This window comes from Haloferax sp. Atlit-10N, assembly GCF_003586325.1.
GTDB lineage: Archaea > Halobacteriota > Halobacteria > Halobacteriales > Haloferacaceae > Haloferax > Haloferax prahovense.
In genome coordinates this window covers 1-478 of the sequence record NZ_PSYX01000139.1, presented here as the reverse complement: position 1 = coordinate 478, position 478 = coordinate 1, and the positions used below count along the sequence as shown (strand labels likewise).

Genomic DNA, 478 nt, shown 5'->3' with positions numbered 1-478 from the left:
CGCCAGACCGATGTGCCAGTACGCGATGAGGTTAATCTTGTGGCTCACGCCGTACATCGAATCCGACGCCATACCGAAGACGCTTCCCAGCGACGCGACTCCGGCTAGAAGGGTCAAGTACTTGATAACGTTGGACCGCAACAGCGCGCGGAGGGACGGAATACCGCGGGTTTCGAGCCGTGCCAATACGCTCATACGCTCAGTTCTTCAGGCCAACTTAAAAACTGTTGTGCGGATTCCCACGGACTCGTAGGCCGATAATCGATAGACTGCGACCGGCTGTGTCGACGGATTCCCTGTATATTTACCGCTCCGTTTTAAGAAGGAGCCGGAACATGTGCGAATATGTCGCGACAGCCGTTGGCTCGCGCCGTCTTCGTCGTTGGCATGTCGCTGCTGTTGATCGGCGGACCGATCGTAAGCACCGTTGGTGCTGTGGATGGGGGGCCGTCGGGCGAGGCAGTGGGCGACACGCTTG

1 pseudogene is annotated in these 478 nt (G+C 58.4%); it reads right to left on the bottom strand.

The features are described 5' to 3' along the window. Positions 1-195, bottom strand: a pseudogene (locus C5B91_RS21555) (ABC transporter permease); the annotation flags it as partial. Positions 196-478 lie beyond the last annotated feature (283 nt).